The sequence below is a fragment of the Microcystis aeruginosa LEGE 91341 genome, from assembly GCF_015206885.1.
Lineage (GTDB): Bacteria > Cyanobacteriota > Cyanobacteriia > Cyanobacteriales > Microcystaceae > Microcystis > Microcystis aeruginosa_H.
On the sequence record NZ_JADEXY010000043.1, the window covers coordinates 1 to 17,173 of the forward strand.

Genomic DNA, 17,173 nt, shown 5'->3' on the forward strand with positions numbered 1-17,173 from the left:
CAGGATATACTCCACAAAAGCGTTTAAACTCTTCTGGATTCAAATTTTTTACTTTTTCGTAAGTCATTGTTTTTCTGAGTGTTTTACTTTATTTTACATAATCAGTTCCTATTTTTGCAGGAGGTCTGATGTTATCTTGACCAATCCTCCTTTCGGAAATAAAGGCAAAGTAGAAGACCAGAAAATTCTTCAATCATATCTTCTTGCCCGGAAATGGCATAAATCAGCGTCCAATAGTTGGGAAGTTTCCCCAACCATTTTAGCGGGTCAGTCGCCCGATATTTTATTTATTGAGAAATCTATAAAATTATTGCGAGCAGGTGGACGCATGGCGATTATTCTGCCCGATGGTCTATTACAAAATATCTCTAATGGACCGATTCGCCATTGGTTGCGCTCCCAAACAAAAATATTAGGGGTTGTTTCCATACCGTCGGAAGCATTCGTGCCATACGGTACAGGAATCAAGACATCACTTTTAGTGGTTCAAAAATTACCAGCAAACAATGATTCTTGTTTTATGGCACAAATGAAAAAAATAGGCTATGACGTTAAAGGACAAACAATATATAAGCGCAACGAGTCGGGAGTTATAGCCCGAACAAAATCAGGTTTGCCAATAGTTGACGATGATATAAATGATATTTCTCAATCTTTTAGGTCATTTATCAATGGGGAATTTGCACAAAACAGCGATTGTATTTATACAGTTAAGAACACCCTGCTCAATTCCAGACTGGATGCCGAACATTATTTACCCAATGACCAAAAATTATTAGAACATCTAAAATCTATTGGGGCGAAACCTTTAGGTGAAATTACCGATATTTTGAGAGATGCGGCTGATTTTCGTTTAGCCAAGGATAGTGAAATTAGATATATCGCCATTTCCGATGTTGATTATCGTACAATGCAAGTTGTTTCCCAACAAATAATTAAGGCACATGAGGCTCCATCTCGCGCAACTTATAGATTGTACAAAGGTGATATTATTACAGCAGTTTCAGGAGCAAGTACAGGAACACCACGCCAAGCAACAGCCCTAATCACGGAAGATGAAGACGGGGCAATTTGCTCAAATGGATTTTCAGTATTAAGAAATATTCAAGGAGTCGAGCCTTTGTTTTTATTAGTATATATGCGAACAGACTTTTTTTTGCGTCAGATTAAAAGGTACATGACAGGTCATGCTATTCCTACTATTTTAGTAGATGATTTGTCTAAAGTTTTAGTGCCTATTCCACCCAAATCTGAACAGCAGAGAATCGCAAAAAGTATGGCTGAAATTCAAGCAATTAGAAAAGAAGCGTTAAAAGCAAGTGAGAATGTTGTTAACGAAATGAGTCTTTTACTTGGCCAATTTGAGTAAAGCAAAAAGCAGGTTAAGCTTAGAACAAGTCTTAAGGTGGTTGATTTATCCCAACCTTAAGACAGGACTAGAATACTTGGGATAAATCAACAGGGATTCTCAATTCGCTCGGGAAATGTGGGTCGCCAGGGCTGCCGATTGTAGGATGGGGGTAGTGGTGACGGAATCCGTCGCTAGGGTAAAGAGAGGATTGGAGAGGATACCAGCTAGGGAAGTGGCCACTAGGGAGAGGACAATACCCACCTGTAGGGGACGCATCCCAGTAAGGGTCCAATTGATAGCGGGGTAATTTTTCACCGCGTCGGACATCTCTTGGGGTTCCTTGACCACCATCATTTTGACCACACGGATATAGTAGTAAATCGAGGCCACACTGGTGACTAAACCAACGAGGACGAGGGCATAAAGTCCCGCTTGCCAACCGGCCCAGAATAGATAAATCTTACCAAAGAAGCCCGCTAGAGGCGGAATTCCCCCTAAAGAAAGCAGACAGATGCTTAAACAGAGGGTTAGCAGCGGATCTTTCTGGTAGAGTCCCGAATACTCAGCGATCTGATCGGTTCCAGTTCTGAGAGCAAAGAGAATCACACAGGCAAAAGCCCCTAGGTTCATGAACAGGTAAATTAACAGATAGAAAATCATGCTAGAGTAACCCGCGTCAGTACCGGCGGTTAAACCAATCATGACAAAACCCGCCTGACCGATCGAGGAATAGGCTAACATCCGTTTCATGCTAGTTTGGGCTAAGGCGACCACGTTGCCTAGGATCATGCTCAAAATGGCTAGAGCGATAAAGATAAACCGCCATTGTTCGCTCACTAGACCGAAAACCGTCACTAATAGGCGAATTGCTAGGGCAAAACCGGCCGCTTTGGAACCCACCGAGAGGAAAGCGACCACGGGAGTGGGTGAACCTTCGTACACATCAGGAGTCCACTGGTGAAAGGGAACCGCCGAAATTTTGAAGGCGATACCGGCAATCACAAAAACCAATGCGATCGCCAAGGCCAGTGACTGACCACCGTTAACATCGGTTAATTTTTGGGCAATGGCACTTAAACTGGTTTCACCTCCGGATAAACCGTAGAGAAGGGAAACACCATAGAGGAAAATCGCCGAACTAGAAGCTCCAATTAACAGGTATTTTAAAGCGGCCTCGTTCGATCGAGGATCCCGCTTCATGTAACCGGTCATTAGATAGGAGGAAATACTGAGCATTTCTAGGGAGATGAAAATCATCACCAATTCACTAGCGCCGGATAGGAACATTCCCCCGATAGTCGCGGTGAGCATAATGGCTAAAAATTCCGCTAGGGAGGTTCCCGCTTGTTCCACATAACGCACTGACATCAGCACTGTGGAGGCGGTAGAAAGGGCAATAATCCCCCTAAAGACGATACTGAGATTATCCCCCTCAAAAGCCCCTAAAAAAGCCACCGGTTTCGGATTGTCCCAGGTAAAGTAGAGAGCAACCACAGCAGCGAGCAGACCAGCGATCGCAACGTAGGGCAGCCAACTTCTGGCACTCCGTCCCACGATTAAATCGCCGATTAAAATTACCATCAGGGTAATAATCAGGATTCCTTCGGGCCAGATAACGCCGGCATTTAGCTGACTGGCAACAAGACTAGAAAAATCCATATTGATTGAGGTTAAAGGAATTTGAAGTTAAAAAAGGCTTAATACAAGCTTAGGGCATTTGATCAGCGATTCAGTGATCAGTTATCAGTGGTCAGTGATCAGATGTGAGTTTTCAGTTTACTGATCGCCGCTATTGGGTTAAAATTTCTAAAAAACCAGATAAATTTGAGATAATCTTAGTTTTTATCGTTAGTTTAGTTCTCTCTTGTCTTTCTTATCTTCCTGTCTCGGAGTCTCCTCAGCTAAGGGAAAATCTTTGATTTTTGCAGCAGAGCTAATTTCTGATGGTGACAACTTGTCACCGAAATGTATCCACGTTAACAGGGAAAAATGAAAACTCAGGAAATCATGACATAGACTAGCATCGTTAGTTGTCATTGAAGGATTCTGGTAAAATCAGGCTAGGGGAAACACCCGAAAAATCAATTGTTTTTGAGCCATCCGCTTGATTTTGTTGTGGAAAAACTTTCTAGTTTGCTCAATCCTTTTCCTTTAGCGATCGCTTGAATGAGTAACGAAACCTATCTCAATCATCCTACTTTCGGTCTATTATACAGAGTGTGTCTATTAGAAGAACATCGGGAATTATTCACCACTCTTTATGCCCAACGTCTTTTTTTTCTGGTGACGGTGGGACCCAAAAAAGTCTCGTTCGATCCGATTAGTCGTTCCGATGCTCGTCTTTTAGTGGAAAACCGGCTGCGGAATTTGCGACGGGTCAGTAATGTGCAAGAATTTAACAGTCTCAACCAAACTTATCAACAAACCTTTTCAGTCTAGTTCATGACGATCGCTAGTCGTATCGAGTCCATCCGTCTTACCCTACCCCCCTGCACGCGTCTAATTGCCGTCAGTAAACAGGTATCGAGCGATTATATCCGTCAAGCTTACCGAGCAGGAGTGAGAGATTTTGCCGAAAGTAAGCTACAGGAAGCAATCTCGAAGCAGCAAGAACTAAAAGACCTCCCAGATATTTCTTGGCACTTTATCGGACATCTACAGGCAAATAAAGCCCGCAAAGTCCTAGAATCCTTTGATTTAATCCATTCCCTCGATAGTTTAAAATTAGCCCAAAGACTCGATCGCCTGGCCTCAGAATTAGAGATTAATCCCCAAGTTTTGCTACAGGTGAAAGTTATCCCCGATCCCGACAAGTTCGGTTGGGACAAGGACGAACTCCTAGCAGATCTTCCCGCTTTAGTCAACTGTCAACAGCTAAAAATTCAAGGTTTGATGACAATTCTGCCCCAGGGATTATCCACTGGGGAAAAGTTAGCCGCCTTTGAAAAAACCAGCGATTTAGCCCAAATAATCGAGAATAGCTCTAGTTTATGCCTGCCCCATCTATCCATGGGGATGTCTAACGATTATCCTCTGGCCGTCAAGGCCGGAGCCACTTTGATCCGGGTGGGAACTGGCATCTTTGGTGATCGCATTTACTAAACCATCTCCGTAAATTTACAGAAAAAACCCCTAGAAAAATTAATAATTGGTGATAATATATCTTAAAATTACAGCGTCTAGTCTAGAAACTGGTGGTTAGAAATGAGGAATTGACTTTTTCCCAATCCCTGAAAACTATCCCTTGATAACTGATACCTGAAAAGAGGGAACTAACCGCTTCCCCCAGACGACTAAAATGACGAACCATTAACAAAATAGTTCCCCTGTACCAAATGAGAGCGAAAATTGTTAAAGGCCAATAAATAACCCCGACTCTAGACAAGACCACCCAAAAAAATCTTTTGAAGGACACTTAGACTGTGAACAACATTTTTACCAAGCTCAAAGATTTTGTCGGTATCTCCGAACAACCGGAAGACGAAGATGAAACCGACTACGAAGAAATGAACTGGGAACAGTTTTCCCCCCAAGAGAAAGATCAAAACGAAGAAGAAGAACCCCTTAATCGTCGTCAACGCGAACCTTTAAATCTCAATACAGCCACATCTATGGGACTCAACAGAAGCAACGTGATCGGTATGCCAGGTATTAACAACAATAATGCAGAAGTGGTCGTGATCGAGCCCCATTCCTTCGAGGAAATGCCCCAAGTTATCCAAACCCTGAGAGAACGCAAATCGGTGGTTTTAAACCTCAACGTCATGGATCCCGAAGAAGCACAAAGAGCCGTGGATTTTGTCGCTGGTGGCACCTATGCAATTGATGGTCATCAAGAACGCATCGGTGAGAGTATTTTCCTGTTTACCCCCAGCTGCGTTAAAGTTAGCACCCTTTCTGGAACTATTCACGATATCGCTGATAACCCGAAAATGGCCCGTCCCGTTTCCTCCGCACCTGCTTGGGGAGCCGAAAGCAGTCGATTAGCTCAATGAATCCTTCCATAGTCCTCTCGTCAAGTTTGTCGAAGCTAGAAATCGATCGATTATCGAGAGGATGGGTTTTTTCTTGGTAGGATAGCTAAATATCTCTTTTTTACTGTTTACTTTAAAAAATACTGTGTCTATTCGTTTAGGAATTATTGGCGGTGGAGTGATGGCCGAGGCCATTCTCAGCCGTTTATTAAAAAAAAATATTTATAGTCCGGAAACGGTGTTAGTTAGTGAACCCCAATCCCAACGGCGCAACTTTTGGGTTAATACCTACGGAGTGCAAGTCAGCGAGGATAACCGGGAAGCCGCTAGAGCAACTGAGGTGTTAATCTTAGCCGTAAAACCGCAAATTTTAGAGCAAGTAGTCAATAGCTTGCTGGGAATACCCGAAAAACCCCTAATTATCTCGATTTTAGCGGGAGTTACCCTCAATCGCTTAGAAATGGGCTTTCCCGATCGCCCCGTAATCCGGACGATGCCCAATACCCCAGCCACGGTGGGACAAGGGGTTACAGCGATCGCATCTGGTCGTCATGCGGAACCGGAACATCTGGCCGTAGCCAGAGATATTTTTGCTGCGGTCGGTTCGGTGGTGGAAGTTCCCGAGGCTTTGATGGACGCGGTAACGGGATTATCGGGATCTGGCCCAGCATTTGTGGCCCTGATGGTGGAAGCTTTAAGCGATGGTGGTGTGGCGGCCGGATTACCGCGAGCGATCGCCTCTCAATTGGCCATAGAAACAGTGTTAGGGACGGCAACCCTATTAAAAGAATCGGCCATACATCCGGGAGAATTAAAGGATCGCGTCACTAGCCCGGGGGGAACTACGATTGCCGGGGTGAGACAATTAGAAAAAGGCTCTTTTCGCTCCACTATTATCGAGGCAGTAGTGGCGGCCTATCATAGATCTAAAGATTTAGGGCGTAGTTCCGAAAAGTAGTCTTGGTATCTTTTTTAACCCATAACTGATGTGTCGATCTGTGATCAGATACGCAGCAATTCTTGTCCAGAAAAAGTTATCGTTTTTTCTTTTTTACCGGTTTTTGAGCCACTTTTCGAGAACGTTTATAGGCCGATCCGATCCAATCACTACAACTATGACTCATCGCACCCAATTCTAAACCCAGGAAAATAGCGATCGCTACCCGGGGATACTGTTGCCATAATGCGATCGCTTGCTGCGGCCACAGTCGCCAATCCCAGTCTATACCCCAGAAACTTTGCAGGATCGGAATGATGACGATCGCTGCTAGTAAAAGAAAACTACCAAGATAAAATAACCGAAAAATTGTGCCGATCAATAAACCGTGGGATAACCAACCGCGATGACGGATCATAGAACGGTAGGGTAGCCACAACCAGCGCAGATAACCCCAACGTTTGTATTGTACCGAGTGGATGTCAAGATCCGGTCCAAACAGGAATCCACTAAACAAATAACTGGCCAAGAGTAACAGGGTTAATTTACCACTGCCACTGACCAAAAAACTCGCCCCCGCAATCGGTGGCAAGAGAATTAGGGTAATGCGATCGTGAGTTCGGCCAGAGGGCATCGGAAAAAAATTAACTTACTCAAAAAAATAATATACTTTTTTGAAAATATATGTTATGCTGAGAAAGTGCGAAATTGATTCGGGCGTTTAGCTCAGTGGTAGAGCGCCTGCCTTACAAGCAGGATGCCGTAAGTTCGACCCTTACAACGCCCATTTTATTAGATTCTTGCCTCGTCAAGCTTTCACTCTCGATCGCAGATTGAGATTAAAACTATTAAGGGGGATTGCTGCTGGCAGGCAAAATTGGGACTAATTGGTAGTAAGCTAGTTAGTAGGTCAGTAACTGGTTTTAATTAAATAGAAGATAGATTTTGTCTTCGATCCCCCCTTAATCCCCCCTTGATAAGGGGGGTATCTGGCAGTTTTTAACACCTACCTACTTACTAGGATTAACTCATCGCGGCACACCGGTTATATGATCAATTGGAAATGTATTAAAAATTGTGGAGCTTGTTGTCAACTAAATCCCGATGAGCGTCCTGACTTAGAAGAATATCTTACCCCCGCACAATTAAGTCAATATCTCAGCATGGTGGGGGAAGATGGTTGGTGTATAAACTTCGATCGCCAAACCCGTCTCTGTACCATTTATGACCAAAGACCAGAATTTTGTCGTGTTCAACCCGATATTTTTGCCAAAATGTATCAAATTGAACCGAGAGAATTTGAGCAATTTGCGATCGATTGCTGTCATGAACACATTGAGGATCTTTATGGGGAAGATAGCCTAGAAATGAATAGCTATCGTCAGCAAGTAGGCTAAGATTTACCCCTATCCTAGAAATAACTCAGACGGAGAAGAAAATAAGTGGTCTGGTTATTTTCCCTAGCTTCTCGATGGCTAAACCAGTAAAATTACGGAATTGATTGTTTCCCTGTTGAGGAGAAGTCTATAGGAAACTCAAAACCTCTAGAGGTGCAGAGTTTGAGTTCAGGACAGGGAAAAACTATCATGAAAAAACCAGAAAAACAGCGCCGCAGACGCGGGGTTATCCTCACCCCCACGGGACTAGAAAAAATACTTACTGCTAAACAAGAAGCGGAATATCGGGATAATTGCGGTTATCGCTTCACCCTAGAAGTTCTCAGCGAGAAAACTCTTTTAGGGGTAGATACTCTGATGAAGGTATTTGCTTGTGAATCGGGAGTGGATAAACAAACCCTAAAACATTGTTTTCAAGCTTTTAATTTAACTTTAGAAAATAGCGATTATTATCGTCCTAACTTACCAGAAACTGATACTATTAATCCTCAATTATTGCCTGAGTTACCAGAGGGACAAGTCCCCCTCAATTCCTCCTTTTATATTAACAGAAATAATCTGGAACAGACTTGTTATCAAGAGATTTTGCGCGGGGGGAGTCTGATCCGGATTAATGCGGCCAGAAAAATGGGAAAAACTTCCCTGATAACCAGAATTATTAATCATGCACAACAACAGCAATACCATACACTTTATTTCAGTTTTCGGTTAGCAGAAAGATCAATTTTTCAAGACTTAAATCACTGGCTGCGTTGGCTTTGTGTTAGTATTAGTCGCCAGTTAGATTTAGATAATCATCTCCCAGAGGATTGGGATGACTTCTTAGGTGGTAAAATTAACTGTAAAATCTATCTAGAAAAGCATATTCTCTCCCATCTTGATCGTCCTTTAGTGATTGCCTTTGATGATCTTGAATATCTTTTCCCCTATCCACAGCTAAGGGAAGAATTTTTTAGTATTCTGCACCTGTGGCACGAGGAAGGCAAAAACAAACCCCTCTGGCAAAAATTACGTTTAATTGTTGCCTATTCCCCTGCACAGGAGCTTGATAAAACCTCAGATATCTATCAATCCCTTTTCAGTCTTGGTTTACCGATCAAATTGCCTAATTTTACCAGCGCACAAGTACGAGAATTAAGTCAAAGACAGGGATTAGATCAGAATTTTGACTGTGAAAAATTACGGATATTTCTAGGGGGTAATCCCTATTTAATTCGTCTTGCTTGCTATTATATTGCTCGCGGCAATTGTACCCTAGAAACCATTCTAGCTACTTCGATCGACGAGGAAAATAATATTTTTGCAGATCATCTTAAACGTTTACTTTCGCATCTGCAATACTTAAAGGGCAATTTAGCGGCTATCTTTGCTAAGGTAGTGATGGCAGAAAAAGACATAGAAATTGATTTAATTGCCGCTTTTCACCTAGAAAGTCTCGGACTGATTCACCGACAAGGTAAGTTTTGCCGAGTCAGTTGTCCTCTCTACCGTCAATATTTTGGCGAATATTTCCGGCAACGTTCTGTTTTTTTGCCGCAAAAAACTTCTCTCCTCGCCAAAAAAATTACGCTTGCTCACTTTGATACTTCCGAAAAAAGTCGCTATGCTATTTAGTTTATCGTCCGTTAGGCGCTCGACTAACATAGAATACATTCTATGTTTTAGATGCTAGGGTTGGGAGAGGGAAGAATTAAGAATTGTCAATTGAACGCCATTATCTCTTTCATAAACCATGACAACCGGAAAGGTTAATTTAGCTTCTTTTTTTGGTAACGCTGGGAAAATATAGGAATAACCATTGCCTTTGAGCAACAGTCGCCAAATTCTCGGTTTATCAGGGTTACTAATATCGTTAAGTTCGTTATCTAATAAACGTTTGTAGGATTGAAGATCGCCGATAATCCTAAAATTAGGTAGGTTAGTTTTTGTGGAACGACTTTCTAAAGGATTGTTAAGTTTTCGTCCTAAACTGGCATCTTGAGGCATAACAATCGTGACAATCGGTAAAGAAGAAGTTTCATTAACAGCATCTTTCCAAGCATCATCTTTTGCTTGCCAGGTTGCCAGCCAAAAAAGAGCCATCAGTACAAAAATAACGATAATAAATTCATTCAATAGGGATGATAAAAAATTAACGATCTTAGCTTGGGATTTACTCAAAGCAATCGGTAATCTTTTCAGATATTTTATCAGCCATCTTTGTCCAGCAAAGGTGATGACAGTAGCACCTATAATCACCAATAAAAATAGGATTTTTCTAGGAATTGCCCAAAGGTCTCCAAAAAATGTTTGAAAAGCGGCAAAATAAAAGGATTCGTTAGGAAGACTCAGAGTCGTAACTTCGAGATGAAAAAAGCTAAAGTATGCCCAGCGATAAATCCAGCCGGTAAAGTAAAGAGCAGCGGCTAATAAAACCAATACACTAATTAGTTTACCGAGAGGATTAAATTCTGAGGAATTGTCGGGATCAGTCATGACAAACTGCTTGGGATGGTTGAAGTGAAAAGGGAGATGTTAAAATTCTATCATCTCTTATTTATTTCGATATTGAGGGGTTAAGTCGGATGATGAAAGCTATTTTGCGGGGGAGTATTTTCTCTTTGCTGTTGCTGGGAGTAGCAAGCGATCGGCGGTTAGAATGGCTTCAGGGTTCTGTCCGCAGTCAGGAAACGGCGTTAGAGGTGGCTGTACCAGATAAGGCGACGGTGGTACTCAAGCGGGGAAATCCTCTGACGGGACGGTTAACAGCTTTTAATCAGGCAAGTTTGAGGCTGTCGGCGGGGGGTGATTCAGAAACGGTTCCTCTGAATCAAGTTAAATCGATAGAATTTGAAGGAGATGTCTGGATTGAGGGTGAACCTCTTCCTTCTCGTATCCGAGGTTATGTTAAAACTTGGCCTGGAGTTCCTGTCACGGCTTTAAGGTTACAAAATCCTCCCCAGTCGGCTAAAGTCAACTTAAATAGGGTATTAACACCTGAAGAATTACGAAAGCTACTTAATATCAAAGACAAGGTTCATGTACTATCTAAAATTAGTTTTAACTCGCCTCAAAAAATGACATTAGAAGCTTTTACTATGCCAAAAAAATAAATTATGTCTATCTCTCGTCTTAAACTTCTGGGTTATTTAACCATCACAACAACTATCCTAAGTGTTGCGATGTGGATGTCTCCTGAGCGAGGCAAATTTTTGCCATTTAAGGGCATCAATCAAGCTGTTACCCAAAATCGTCCAAACACACAACAGCAGCAAAGAATCGCGTTAGTGATTGGTAATGCTAATTACACAGTGGGAAAACTAAAAACTCCCCTTAATGATGCCACAGATATGGCTAATGCTTTGAAGGAATTAGGTTTTGAGGTAATTTTGCTCAAGGATTCTTCTAAACGACAAATGGATGATGCTCTCGATCAGTTTACCACTCGAATTAATCAAGGTTACGTCGGTTTATTTTATTATGCAGGTCATGGAATGGAGGTAGAAGGAGAAAATTATCTTATTCCTGTTAATGCTCAGATTAAATATAAAAAAGATGTTGAGTATGAGTCAATGCCTTTGGGGAAAATACTCGGCAGAATGGAAGATGCAGGCAATCGAATTAATATTGTGATTTTAGATGCTTGTCGCGATAATCCTTTTCGTAAATTTTGGCGTTCATCTAGCAGGGGATTAACAGCACCATTACAAGCAGTATCAGGAACTTTAATTGCTTTTGCTACTGCACCGGGAAAAGTCGCTAGTGATGGTACTGGACGGAATGGATTATTTACTTCCTATTTATTGAAATATATTAAAACTCCCAATATGGAAGTGGATTTAATGCTGCGCAAAGTACGCTCTGATGTTGCCCAAAATACTAATAATTATCAAGTTCCTTGGACTTCATCTTCTTTAATAGGAGAATTTGCTTTTAATCAAAAGACTGAAACAACCCCTCCTATTGTGACTAGCTCACCTATTCCCAATCCTAGCCCATCTATTGCTGTTGTACCAACGCCAAAACCAACCCCTTCACCTCCTCCTGTGACTAGCTCACCTGTTCCTAAACCTAGCCCATCTACTGCTGTTGTACCAACGCCAAAACCAACCCCTTCACCTCCTCCTGTGACTAGCTCACCTGTTCCTAAACCTAGCCCATCTATTGCTATTGTACCAACGCCAAAACCGAACCCTTCACCTGTCCTCAAGCCAGGAACTACTCTTATATCGAGGTCAACAGGAGTGAATTATACCAACCTGCGAGACCTACTAGCAGCAAAGAAATGGAAAGAAGCAGATAAGGAAACAACTAGGGCGATGCTTCAAGCTGCTAAGAGGGAAAAGGAAGGGTGGTTCAGAGATGTAGATATTGACAACTTTTCCTGTGAAGATTTACGCATGATTGACCAGCTTTGGTTGTCAGCTAGTAAAGGTAAATTCGGCTTCAGCGTTCAGAGAGAAATCTATGAGAGTCTCGGTGGCACGAGAGAGTATAATGGGGAAGTGTGGAACAAGTTCGGCGATCGCGTCGGCTGGAGAAAAGGAGGGAGTTGGTTGTATAGTTCTGACCTTACCTATAGTGATGAAGCCCCCAAGGCGCACCTGCCATATGGTGGAAACCTTACCGGTATTCTGCCATATGGTGGAAACCTTATCTACTGGTATTTGGTACCGGGGCAAGACGCCGGGGTACCGATTCATCCTTCTCTCGTGCAAAAGCTTGTAACCTGTAGAATATAACAATCTCAGGTCTTTTGTTAAGTCTAATTTTAGGGGGTTTGCCCACGGAAACATCAGCTTTTGGGGAACTCGATACTTAACGATGTTGATGTCTATTATCGCGGAATTTCTAAGTTTAATTTAGGAGATAAACAAGGGGCGATCGCATAATTCTTTTCAACGAGGTTATGAGCTATCCAGCAATTCGATACCCATCACCATCACCTGATTGCATTTATTGATTTTTCATCGCATACTATTTCAAAAGAAACGTGCCAAAGACAAAAATCATCTTTTATCAAGAAGCAGAAGGCATCTCACCTGTTGTTGAGTGGCTTCAGAAATTACTCAAAACTGATAAAAAAGGATTTGCCAAATGTATAACCAAAATCGAACAACTTGCCGCACAAGGTCATGAACTGCGCCGCCCTGCTGCTGATTATCTCAGAAATGATATCTGGGAGCTTAGAGCCAAACAGGGAACCATACAATATCGAATCCTCTATTTTTATCATGGTCAAAATATAGCAATTATTGGTCATGCTCTTATCAAAAAAACTTCCGCCGTTCCCTCACAAGACATCGAGAGAATTATCCAAAGAAAAGCACAATTTAAACAAAATCCAGAACTTCATACTTATCAAGGAGAAATAAACAATGCCTAAAACCACAGATGCCGTAAAAATCATTCACCAAATGATTGCAGACGATCCCACAATCAAAGAACAAATTGCCCTAGAATCCCTCAACTCAGAAATCGCACAATTGATTTATGACGCTCGTATGAATGCTGGATTAACTCAACAACAACTAGCCGACCTAATCCATGTTGAGCAATCCGTTATTGAAGATCTAGAAGACGCTGACTATCAAGACAATCCCCTAATAATGCTACAAAAAATTGCCACTGCCCTTAATCAACGAGTCAAAATGAGCCTTGTTAGTAGCTTGTAGGGTGCGTGTTTGCGCGTATTTAAAGGAAATTTGTTAATAATTAAACTATGATCGCGCCGTAACGCACCATCTTAAGAAAATTGGTGTGTTATGCTATCACTAACGCACCCGACAAGAGCCTCTACTGTGTCCTCTGTGGTTTTTATTATGATTATTTAACTGCTACCGAATATCCCCCCGTAGCAATCTCTCCCTAGTAACAGGTTTCTAGTTCCTGTTTGATATTCAGGCAGAATGAATGATATAATTGGTGCGTGGGGTGTGGCTCTTTCGTGCAAAAGCTTGTTACCTGTAGAATATAACAATCTCAGGTTTTTTGTCAATTCCAATTTTAGGGGTTTTGCTCACGGAAACATCAGCTTTTCACAGAACTCGATACCTAACACCTCGCTTTATCAATAAACAATAATTTGAGAAAATGAACCAAAAAACTTACCAACTAACCTTAAACTTTGACCAGATTTTAGATTTGGTTAAACAACTCCCAGAAAGTGACAAAATACAACTCAGTAAAGAACTCGAAAAAGAAACTTTAAATCACAAATTAACCCAACTTTTAGAAACCTTTAAAACTGATGAGCTTTCCCTAGAGATAATTACCGAAGAAGTGGAGGAAGTTAGGGCTGAAATTTATGGACAACAAGCCACCAATTAAAGTTATTATTGATACTAACCTTTGGATTAGCTTTCTTATTGGTAAACAGTTAGCCAGTTTACAATATCTACTGACTGAAAAAACTCTTGTGCCGATTTTTTCTCCACAGCTACTTAATGAAATTAACCTTGTTACCAAAAGACCAAAATTACAAAAGCATTTTCCCGAAAGTAAAGTTCAAGAGTTACTTGAATTTTTAAACATAATTGGGTTATGTATTGAGACTAAATCAAAAATTAATATCTGTAGAGACGCTAAAGATAACTACCTTTTAGCCTTAGCCAAAGATAGTCAAGCTGACTTTTTAATTACGGGCGATCAAGATTTATTAATTTTGCAACAATTTTGAATAACTAAAATTGTTACTTATCAACAATTTTTAGTAATCTGTAGATTGGGTTGAGGAACGAAACCCAACCCAATTATTTAAAAGTCTTGGGTTTCACTAAGGTGAGATGCTCCCATGTTTAGCTTTCTAGTAGCATTAGGTCAGAATATAAAAGTCTTAGTCACTCCCCAAGCTGTAGCAAACTCTAGTGTAAGTATCCAGGTCATGTATCGAAATAAATCCTAATCTAAGTGCGATCGCCGATCTCGTAAAGTGTGTTAATATTAATGTAACGCACCAGCCAACTTGATATGGTGGGTTACTGTAAACTGTAATATATATAGTGGTCTCCAAAGTCATGAAGTACGCCGATTTCTGACTTGTTACCTGTTACCTCGCTCCCCATTCATAATTCATAATTTATAATTCATAATTCAAAGGACTAACCGTAATGTCATCAATTATTACCGAAGAAAAAACCAAAGAAATCCTAACCGAAATCCTCATTGAAATGAGGCAAAACAAACGGGAACTATTTTATGAAATTGTTATCGAAGCTCTAGAAGATATTGGTTTAGCTAATGCTATTACGGAAGGATTAAATGGTGAATTTGTTCCAGAAGAAGAAGTTTTTGCTATTCTCAATGGAGAAGTTGAATGAAAATTCAATTTGTAGCCAAATTCTCCAAAGACTTAAGAAAAATTAAGGATCAAAAACTATTATCTGAGATCAAAACTGTTGTCAATGAATGCAAATTAGCTCAAACACTGGATGATATAAAAAACCTCAAAAAGCTTAAAGGTTATCAGGGTTTTTATCGTATCAAAATAGGAAATTATCCCATTGGTATTGCAATTATTAACGATAAACTGATCTTTAGTCGATTCTTACACAGAAGAGAAATTTATAGATTTTTTCCCTAAAACTAAGCAGTGCCAACACACTGAACAACTGATGCAAAAATATAGATATTTGCCAATGGATTTAGCCGACGCATCTTTGGTTATTTTAGCAGAAGAATTAGGTTCAGGTGAAATTCTTGCCGTTGATTATCGAGATTTTAATATAGTCATTTCAGATAAGTCTGATACAGACTAGACCGATAAAACCCTTATGAACTCTGGCATTGATATTCTCAATCTTAATTGAAATGACTATACCTATCGTTGGAAAAATACTGAGCCATTTCAAAATCTTTTTCAAGAACAAATGCAATCTGGAACAGGTTTCTAGTTCCTGTTTGAGGTGGTGATTCGGTAGTAGTGATGGCGGCTTAATCCTTTGGTTTGCTGTGCATTGTAGTCATGGATAAAATACCAAAGGGTTCCCCAACGGGCTCTCTTATTCTTTGTATGATCAGTTTAACTTACTATAGAAGCGATCAATCTTTGTGTCCTCTGTGTCTCTGTGGTTCCTTCCACTCGCTCGCCAGCAAGACTGTATCTTAGAATACATTTTACTCACCGAACCTAAGAGAGCCAAGTAGTCTTCGATCTGATAATCTAGTTTAGCTTGATATTGTAGGGTTTTACCGATTTTGAGGGGGTCAATTACCTAATTTTCAGGGAAAAAGTACCTGAATTTCCCCCCCAATCACTGCAATGGTCGGTACTTTTTGAGGGAAAAAAAGTCTAAAAACCTTATCCAACAAGGTTTTTAGATTTATTCAGCAAACCCTAGTTATTAACCGAATTAAGCTGTTTTTGCAGTGCCACAATGCGATCATTTGTAGCTGGATGGGTGCTGAGAATTGTCGGGGTAGAACCCCCCTGTTGTGCTAATTTTTGCATAAAGGAGATCATCGCCGTGGGTTCATAACCAGCCTTGGCCAAATTTTTTAAACCCAGTCGGTCCGCTTCTAATTCATCCTTGCGACTGTTTGGTAAACTGTAGGCGAGATTAACCGCCAATTGTACCCAAGTTTTTGTCTCTAATCCCGCCGCACCGAGAAGTCCTTGGGCGAGGGCAGTATTGCGTAATTGGGTGATAGAATGACGACCGACGATATGGCCGATTTCATGGGCAATCACGCTGGCTAATTCCGCCTCATTATCAGCAGTTTTAATCAATCCCGTGTGTAAATAGACAAATCCGCCCATAGTTGCGAAGGCGTTAATGCTATTGTCGCGCACCACTTGAAAAGTGTAGGGCATGTCAGGGCGATCGCTAGTTGATGCTAATCGCTGCCCGATTTCGTGGACATATTGGTTAATTCTGGCATCTTGGGACAGTTTCACCTTACCTGATTCTAATAAACCTTGATTAATCTGCCTACCGATGGCGACTTCCTGCTGAGGAGAAATAGTGGAGAGTTGAATAACTTGCACACCCCGAAAAAGTAAATCCATCCACGAGAGCGCGAAACTGGTTTGGGGATTGATAATCCCGATACTCAGGCTGAGCAGCAGAGAAATTATTGTTAATAGCCAAAAACGGTAGAAAATAGGGCGCATAGACGATTCGATCCCATAAAAACCTCATTCCCATTCTAGACAGTCCCTATCACCCTTTGTCTGTTACTGTCCCCGATTGGTTTGATAGACGTAAAAGTTAAATAAATCGAATAAACTGCCAACAAAAGCAAAAGTAACAGCGATGGTTAACATTCCTTGTAGGGGATAACCGTCACCGAAAATGGTTAAAAATTGCAGGATTTGGCTAAAACCCGCCTGACAAACCCAAGTAAAGCCGGGGACGTGACTGGTGGCCAATAAAGCAGTTAAAATCGAACCCACCAGGAGGACGGGAGCAACAAAACTTAATAGGGTGGAAAATAGCAGAGAACGGAGCAAAGTAAGCATGGGTGCTGATCTCCAGAGAATTGGGGCGCGATCGAACGGGAATAAGAATCTATACTCGCTCCCCTATAGAATATT

Annotated in this window: 19 protein-coding genes, 1 tRNA gene and 2 pseudogenes; 17 read left to right on the top strand and 5 right to left on the bottom strand. The window is 41.3% G+C overall.

Annotated features, from left to right (window positions below):
- Positions 1–127: 127 nt before the first annotated feature.
- A pseudogene (locus tag IQ234_RS08625) lies at positions 128–1,369 on the top strand (N-6 DNA methylase); the annotation flags it as partial.
- Positions 1,370–1,468: 99 nt separating this feature from the next.
- Here IQ234_RS08625 and IQ234_RS08630 read toward each other — a convergent pair.
- Entirely contained in the window at positions 1,469–3,010 is a 1,542-nt protein-coding gene (locus IQ234_RS08630) for an NAD(P)H-quinone oxidoreductase subunit N (protein ID WP_193956790.1), read from the bottom strand.
- Between the two features lie 507 nt (positions 3,011–3,517).
- Between IQ234_RS08630 and pipX the strand changes: the two genes are divergently transcribed.
- From pipX to proC, 4 genes are all read left to right on the top strand, one after another.
- Entirely contained in the window at positions 3,518–3,790 is a 273-nt protein-coding gene (gene pipX / locus IQ234_RS08635) for a transcriptional coactivator PipX (protein WP_106908753.1), read from the top strand.
- A 3-nt stretch (positions 3,791–3,793) separates the two neighbouring features.
- On the top strand, positions 3,794–4,453 hold the full coding sequence (locus tag IQ234_RS08640) for a YggS family pyridoxal phosphate-dependent enzyme (RefSeq protein WP_193956791.1): 660 nt from the start codon (positions 3,794–3,796) through the stop codon (positions 4,451–4,453).
- Positions 4,454–4,773: 320 nt separating this feature from the next.
- On the top strand, positions 4,774–5,346 hold the full coding sequence (locus IQ234_RS08645) for a cell division protein SepF (protein WP_002788446.1): 573 nt from the start codon (positions 4,774–4,776) through the stop codon (positions 5,344–5,346).
- 124 nt (positions 5,347–5,470) lie between these two features.
- Positions 5,471–6,283, top strand: coding sequence for a pyrroline-5-carboxylate reductase (gene proC / locus IQ234_RS08650; protein ID WP_043997650.1), 813 nt, complete (start codon positions 5,471–5,473; stop codon positions 6,281–6,283).
- 76 nt (positions 6,284–6,359) lie between these two features.
- Here the strand turns inward: proC and IQ234_RS08655 are convergent, their stop codons facing one another.
- Positions 6,360–6,896 carry a metal-binding protein gene (locus tag IQ234_RS08655; protein WP_002788443.1) on the bottom strand — a complete coding sequence of 179 codons (537 nt, stop codon included), beginning with the start codon at positions 6,894–6,896 and terminating at the stop codon, positions 6,360–6,362.
- 81 nt (positions 6,897–6,977) lie between these two features.
- Here IQ234_RS08655 and IQ234_RS08660 point away from each other — a divergent pair.
- From IQ234_RS08660 to IQ234_RS08670, 3 genes are all read left to right on the top strand, one after another.
- Positions 6,978–7,049, top strand: a tRNA-Val gene (locus IQ234_RS08660).
- A 262-nt stretch (positions 7,050–7,311) separates the two neighbouring features.
- Entirely contained in the window at positions 7,312–7,659 is a 348-nt protein-coding gene (locus tag IQ234_RS08665) for a YkgJ family cysteine cluster protein (RefSeq protein WP_193956792.1), read from the top strand.
- A gap of 189 nt (positions 7,660–7,848) precedes the next feature.
- Positions 7,849–9,273, top strand: coding sequence for an AAA-like domain-containing protein (locus tag IQ234_RS08670; RefSeq protein ID WP_193956793.1), 1,425 nt, complete (start codon positions 7,849–7,851; stop codon positions 9,271–9,273).
- A 54-nt stretch (positions 9,274–9,327) separates the two neighbouring features.
- On the opposite strand, the gene IQ234_RS08675 is transcribed toward IQ234_RS08670, so the two are convergent.
- Positions 9,328–10,134 (bottom strand): hypothetical protein, encoded by an 807-nt coding sequence (locus IQ234_RS08675; RefSeq protein WP_193956794.1) that lies wholly within the window; start codon positions 10,132–10,134, stop codon positions 9,328–9,330.
- Between the two features lie 89 nt (positions 10,135–10,223).
- Between IQ234_RS08675 and IQ234_RS08680 the strand changes: the two genes are divergently transcribed.
- From IQ234_RS08680 to IQ234_RS21080, 9 genes and pseudogenes are all read left to right on the top strand, one after another.
- A complete protein-coding gene (locus IQ234_RS08680; RefSeq protein ID WP_193956795.1) occupies positions 10,224–10,751 on the top strand; it encodes a hypothetical protein in 528 nt (175 codons plus the stop codon).
- 3 nt (positions 10,752–10,754) lie between these two features.
- Positions 10,755–12,380 carry a GUN4 domain-containing protein gene (locus IQ234_RS08685; RefSeq protein ID WP_228008431.1) on the top strand — a complete coding sequence of 542 codons (1,626 nt, stop codon included), beginning with the start codon at positions 10,755–10,757 and terminating at the stop codon, positions 12,378–12,380.
- Positions 12,381–12,631: 251 nt separating this feature from the next.
- Positions 12,632–13,024, top strand: a complete 393-nt coding sequence (locus IQ234_RS08690; RefSeq protein WP_002775262.1) for a type II toxin-antitoxin system RelE/ParE family toxin — start codon at positions 12,632–12,634, stop codon at positions 13,022–13,024.
- Positions 13,017–13,313, top strand: a complete 297-nt coding sequence (locus tag IQ234_RS08695) for a helix-turn-helix domain-containing protein (RefSeq protein WP_002731911.1) — start codon at positions 13,017–13,019, stop codon at positions 13,311–13,313. Before IQ234_RS08690 ends, IQ234_RS08695 begins: the two co-directional genes overlap by 8 nt.
- A 418-nt stretch (positions 13,314–13,731) precedes the next feature.
- Complete coding sequence (gene vap15 / locus IQ234_RS08700; RefSeq protein ID WP_193956796.1) at positions 13,732–13,968, top strand: type II toxin-antitoxin system VapB15 family antitoxin; 237 nt, start codon at positions 13,732–13,734, stop codon at positions 13,966–13,968.
- Positions 13,946–14,317, top strand: coding sequence for a putative toxin-antitoxin system toxin component, PIN family (locus IQ234_RS08705; protein WP_193956797.1), 372 nt, complete (start codon positions 13,946–13,948; stop codon positions 14,315–14,317). The genes vap15 and IQ234_RS08705 overlap by 23 nt, the downstream gene beginning before the upstream one ends.
- Before the next feature lie 430 nt (positions 14,318–14,747).
- A complete protein-coding gene (locus tag IQ234_RS08710; protein ID WP_193956798.1) occupies positions 14,748–14,957 on the top strand; it encodes a hypothetical protein in 210 nt (69 codons plus the stop codon).
- Positions 14,954–15,220, top strand: coding sequence for a type II toxin-antitoxin system RelE family toxin (locus IQ234_RS08715; RefSeq protein WP_193956799.1), 267 nt, complete (start codon positions 14,954–14,956; stop codon positions 15,218–15,220). The genes IQ234_RS08710 and IQ234_RS08715 overlap by 4 nt, the downstream gene beginning before the upstream one ends.
- A pseudogene (locus IQ234_RS21080) lies at positions 15,219–15,530 on the top strand (hypothetical protein); the annotation flags it as partial. The gene IQ234_RS08715 and the pseudogene IQ234_RS21080, both read left to right, overlap by 2 nt.
- 443 nt (positions 15,531–15,973) lie before the next feature.
- Here IQ234_RS21080 and IQ234_RS08725 read toward each other — a convergent pair.
- A complete protein-coding gene (locus tag IQ234_RS08725) occupies positions 15,974–16,750 on the bottom strand; it encodes a M48 family metallopeptidase (protein ID WP_193956801.1) in 777 nt (258 codons plus the stop codon).
- A gap of 63 nt (positions 16,751–16,813) precedes the next feature.
- Positions 16,814–17,098 carry a hypothetical protein gene (locus IQ234_RS08730; RefSeq protein WP_104395732.1) on the bottom strand — a complete coding sequence of 95 codons (285 nt, stop codon included), beginning with the start codon at positions 17,096–17,098 and terminating at the stop codon, positions 16,814–16,816.
- Positions 17,099–17,173 lie beyond the last annotated feature (75 nt).

Coding starts and splice junctions, on each gene's coding strand:
- IQ234_RS08725 (WP_193956801.1), bottom strand. CDS start 16,750: ATGCGCCCTATTTTCTACCGTTTTTGGCTATTAACAATAATTTCTCTG.
- IQ234_RS08665 (WP_193956792.1), top strand. CDS start 7,312: ATGATCAATTGGAAATGTATTAAAAATTGTGGAGCTTGTTGTCAACTA.
- IQ234_RS08630 (WP_193956790.1), bottom strand. CDS start 3,010: ATGGATTTTTCTAGTCTTGTTGCCAGTCAGCTAAATGCCGGCGTTATC.
- IQ234_RS08670 (WP_193956793.1), top strand. CDS start 7,849: ATGAAAAAACCAGAAAAACAGCGCCGCAGACGCGGGGTTATCCTCACC.
- IQ234_RS08680 (WP_193956795.1), top strand. CDS start 10,224: ATGATGAAAGCTATTTTGCGGGGGAGTATTTTCTCTTTGCTGTTGCTG.
- pipX (WP_106908753.1), top strand. CDS start 3,518: ATGAGTAACGAAACCTATCTCAATCATCCTACTTTCGGTCTATTATAC.
- IQ234_RS08710 (WP_193956798.1), top strand. CDS start 14,748: ATGTCATCAATTATTACCGAAGAAAAAACCAAAGAAATCCTAACCGAA.
- IQ234_RS08695 (WP_002731911.1), top strand. CDS start 13,017: ATGCCTAAAACCACAGATGCCGTAAAAATCATTCACCAAATGATTGCA.
- IQ234_RS08705 (WP_193956797.1), top strand. CDS start 13,946: ATGGACAACAAGCCACCAATTAAAGTTATTATTGATACTAACCTTTGG.
- IQ234_RS08685 (WP_228008431.1), top strand. CDS start 10,755: ATGTCTATCTCTCGTCTTAAACTTCTGGGTTATTTAACCATCACAACA.
- IQ234_RS08715 (WP_193956799.1), top strand. CDS start 14,954: ATGAAAATTCAATTTGTAGCCAAATTCTCCAAAGACTTAAGAAAAATT.
- IQ234_RS08675 (WP_193956794.1), bottom strand. CDS start 10,134: ATGACTGATCCCGACAATTCCTCAGAATTTAATCCTCTCGGTAAACTA.
- IQ234_RS08730 (WP_104395732.1), bottom strand. CDS start 17,098: ATGCTTACTTTGCTCCGTTCTCTGCTATTTTCCACCCTATTAAGTTTT.
- IQ234_RS08655 (WP_002788443.1), bottom strand. CDS start 6,896: ATGCCCTCTGGCCGAACTCACGATCGCATTACCCTAATTCTCTTGCCA.
- vap15 (WP_193956796.1), top strand. CDS start 13,732: ATGAACCAAAAAACTTACCAACTAACCTTAAACTTTGACCAGATTTTA.
- IQ234_RS08640 (WP_193956791.1), top strand. CDS start 3,794: ATGACGATCGCTAGTCGTATCGAGTCCATCCGTCTTACCCTACCCCCC.